Below are 3,416 nucleotides of genomic sequence, written 5' to 3' on the forward strand. Positions count from 1 at the left end.
CCCTGGCGCGGCATCCCGGGGATGGCCGGCATGTCGTTCGGCGAGCGACGGGCGGCGGCCAGGAGCCGGCTGCGCCGGCGGGCAACCCTGCCTGCGGCGACGGGGACCAGGTCCAAGACGAGGTCGGCTCGCTCCTGGAGGGAGGTGCGGACGTCGGCGACCGCGGCGGCCAGGGCCTCGAGCGGGTCGGGCTTCAGTGGGACGTCCCGCAGGGCCAAGTGGTCCGGCAGCGCCAGGGCCAGCTCGGCACGCGCGACGTGGAGCCGGCGCTCGGCGGTCGGCGGGGTCTTCTTGGACAGGCTCACAGCCGCGTCGGAGTCGGACGACTTGCTCATGATCGTTTTCCTTCGTGCGGGCGGTCAGGCGGCGGCCGGGGCGGCGGCGTCGTTGTGGATGCCGAGCCGGATCTTCGGGCGCTCGGGCTTGCTTTCCTGGCCGGTGACCGCGCGCAGCTCGCACTGGGCGTAGCCCTGGTGGCGCAGCACGGTCGTGGCGCGGGTGGGCCCTTCGACACGAAGGGTCAGTGGCCCGCCGACGGACATCAGCCGCACGCGCATCGCGGTGCCGCGGGCCGGCAATGCCCAGCGGGACGTGCTGCGCTGGGCCCGCGCGATCTGCTTCGCGAAGCGCAGTACGTCCTCGAGCGCCGGGTCGAAGCCGTTGGTGGGGAGTACCTCGAACGCGGTGCGGTTGCCCAGGGTGGATCGGCTCATCAGCCGCTGCGCCGAACTGACGACGATGGCGATGAGGAGGGCGCAGGAAGCGACCCACCACAGGTTGTTCATGGCCCAGGACTGGGCTTGCTGGGCGACTTCGGGCAGGTTGCCGACGCCGGAGATGATCTCGTCTATCACGTCGTTGGTCGTCATCGGCGCTCGGCCTTGCTGCTCGGTCGGACGGTCTTCGGGTGCTCGGACACGGGGCGGCTCCAGGTGGCATCGGTCGGAGTTCGGCGGATGCACATAGAGGTGTCGAAGAGCCTTGGGGTGTGACAGCCCGCGGAAAGAAGTTCTGCGCCGCACGGTGGGACAGCAAAGGAGCCGGGATCCGCTTGGGCGGATCCCGGCTCCAGCCGAGGACTCAGCCGACGTGCCGCATCGCGATGATCTGCCCGGTCCAGTAGCTGAGCGGCTTGATCCGAACCGGCAACCCGGTCTTCGGAGCGTCGATCACCTCCGGTTCCCCCTTCGCGTTGAGCCCTATGTACATGCCGACATGCTCGGGACCAGAGGGGCCAGGCCGGGTGAACAGGAGGTCGCCGGGCCGGAGCTGGCTGACGCTCTCGACGGGCGACCCCTTCTTGACCTGGTCGTAGGTGGTTCGGGGAAGGTTCACGCCCGCGCTGGCCCAGGCAAACTGCATGAGCGAGGAGCAGTCACAGCCGTTGTTGCGACCGTGGTCGAAGGGCGGCTTGCAGTCCCCACCCCACTGGTACATCGTGTCGAGCGCGGTCCTGGCGGTGGCGATCGCCTGCGCGGCGCCGCCCGATCCTTGGGGCAAGGGGATGTTGCCGCCGCTGTCGAGGGCGGCCCACTTCTCGGCCAGGTCCCGGATCTTCTTGACGTAGTTGCGGGTTTCGGTGATGGGCGGGATGCCCCCGGCCTTCTGCACGGCGTAGGGGCCGGCGTTGTAGGCGGCGAGCATGTTGTCGGTCTTGTTGCCGGCGACGTCCTTCACCTGGTCGGCGAGGTAGCAGTCGTAGGCGATCGCCGCAGGGATGGCGTCCTGGGGGTTCCAGACGTCCTTGACCCCGTCACCGTTGCCGTCCACCCCGTGCGCAGCCCAGGTAGTGGGGATGAACTGCGCGATGCCGTCGGCGATCGGCTTCTTGACCTTCTTGCCCGTCTTGGGGTCCTCCACCCACTCGAAGGACTGGGCGGTCGGGTTGAAGCTGCTCTCGTTGTAGATCTGCGCGGCGATCAAGGACGCGGTCACCTCGGCGCACCCGTACTTCCCGATGTTGTTGAGGATGAGCGCCCTGTACTCGGCGGGCACGGGTGCGTCGTCCGCGATGCCGCCGCCGAAGCCGGCGTTCTCCATGCCGCCGCTGGTGTTGTCGCTGCCCATGGCCATCGCGACCGCGACGACTGCGGCGATGACGATGGTGAGCAGGAGGCCGCCCAGGCTGGTCAGGGCGAACATGACCTTCTTCATCTGCGCCGCCTGCTCACGCGTTGGGCAGCGCGGTGACCAGCCAGGTGCCGGCCTGGCTGCGCTGGAGCTTGAGGGCGACCTGCTCGTCCGTGCCGGACGGCTTGCCGGCCGCAGGGGTGACGGTCAGCCGGTACCACACCCGCACCCAGGCCGTGTCGGCCGTCGGAGCGGGGGCCCCGTCGGGAACGCCGAGCTGGGAGATCTCAGCGGCGACGAGCGCCTGGGCCTGGGTCCACTGCTCCCACTGGCGTGCGCTGCCTGCGGAGGTGGTCGTCAGCTGCTCGGCCAAATCCTTGCCGACGTAGGCGCCGGCGCGGCGGGCAGCGTCGTCGTAGGAGCCGTCCTTCCCGGGCCGGGCGTCGTGTCCGGTCCAGGCGAGGACGAACCGGCGGGCGACGGTGGCGACGTCCTCCGGCACCGGAGTGGCGCTCGGGGCATCGTCGCCGGCTGGCGTCGGCGAGGGGCTGGTGCTGAAGGAAGGAGTCGCCGCCGGGCGGCTCGGGGAGCTGTCCGAAGGCCCGGTGCTGCCGGCGGCCCGGGTCGCGGCCGCCGTTGGGGCCGAGGCCGACCTCGGAGCGGACGACGGCTCGTGGGTCAGCAGCGCGATGCCGACGCAGGCGAGAAGGGCTGACGCCGCGAGCAGAGCCACGGTGCCCGCAGTGCGGGGGCGTCGCTGGCGATCGGTGTGCGGCATGGGGGTACCCCGTTTTGTGGTTCGAAGTGGTTGCGCGAGGACGGCGCGAGAAGGACGGGCGGGGCTGGTGGGGCCCGGCGAGCGGGCCCCACCAGCGGGATCAGGACTTCGGACGCGGCGGTCCGGCCGGCCGGGTCGCGCGGCGGATGCGGCGCGGCGTCCCGGCGCTGGAGCTCGCAGCGGTCGGCGTGCTGCCGGTGCTCGGGCCGGCCGCCGTGGGCGCCGGCGTCGGCGCCGTCGGCGGGTGGGGCAGGGCCGGGACTGACGCCGGCCCGCCTGCGGACTTGCCCTTCGGCGGCGCCGCCGGCGTGCTCTTCGATGCCGCCTTAGGCGCGGCCTTCGGAGCGGATGTGCCCGGGCGCGGAGCTGTTCCAGGCACGCGGGGAGCGGTAGCCGCGAGGCGGGTCCCCACCGGCGTGGACGGCTTGGGGGGCAGCATGGGCTGCGCCATCCCGAGCTGGATGTTGGCGCCGTGGCGTCCCACGAACCGGCCGGCCGTTGCGACGTTGCGCTTGTACTCGTTCTTGAACGCCACGGCCTCACCGAACTTCTTGTCCACCCGGGCGGA

At 71.6% G+C, this 3,416-nt stretch carries 3 protein-coding genes and 2 pseudogenes; all 5 read right to left on the reverse strand.

Annotated features, from left to right (window positions below; translation table 11 throughout):
- Positions 1 to 335 (reverse strand): annotated as a pseudogene (locus ABT093_RS40610) (ATP/GTP-binding protein); the annotation flags it as partial.
- A gap of 24 nt (positions 336 to 359) precedes the next feature.
- The gene (locus ABT093_RS40615) at positions 360 to 869 is read right to left on the reverse strand and encodes a hypothetical protein (RefSeq protein ID WP_350572538.1); all 510 of its coding nucleotides are present in this window, start codon (positions 867 to 869) and stop codon (positions 360 to 362) included.
- 211 nt (positions 870 to 1,080) lie between these two features.
- Positions 1,081 to 2,154 carry a bifunctional lytic transglycosylase/C40 family peptidase gene (locus ABT093_RS40620; protein WP_350572539.1) on the reverse strand — a complete coding sequence of 358 codons (1,074 nt, stop codon included), beginning with the start codon at positions 2,152 to 2,154 and terminating at the stop codon, positions 1,081 to 1,083.
- Positions 2,155 to 2,167: 13 nt separating this feature from the next.
- The gene (locus ABT093_RS40625) at positions 2,168 to 2,572 is read right to left on the reverse strand and encodes a hypothetical protein (protein WP_350572540.1); all 405 of its coding nucleotides are present in this window, start codon (positions 2,570 to 2,572) and stop codon (positions 2,168 to 2,170) included.
- 376 nt (positions 2,573 to 2,948) lie between these two features.
- Positions 2,949 to 3,416: pseudogene (locus ABT093_RS40630) on the reverse strand (hypothetical protein); the annotation flags it as partial.

It is taken from the genome of Kitasatospora sp. NPDC002551 (assembly GCF_040296005.1).
In the GTDB taxonomy this organism is placed as follows: domain Bacteria; phylum Actinomycetota; class Actinomycetes; order Streptomycetales; family Streptomycetaceae; genus Kitasatospora.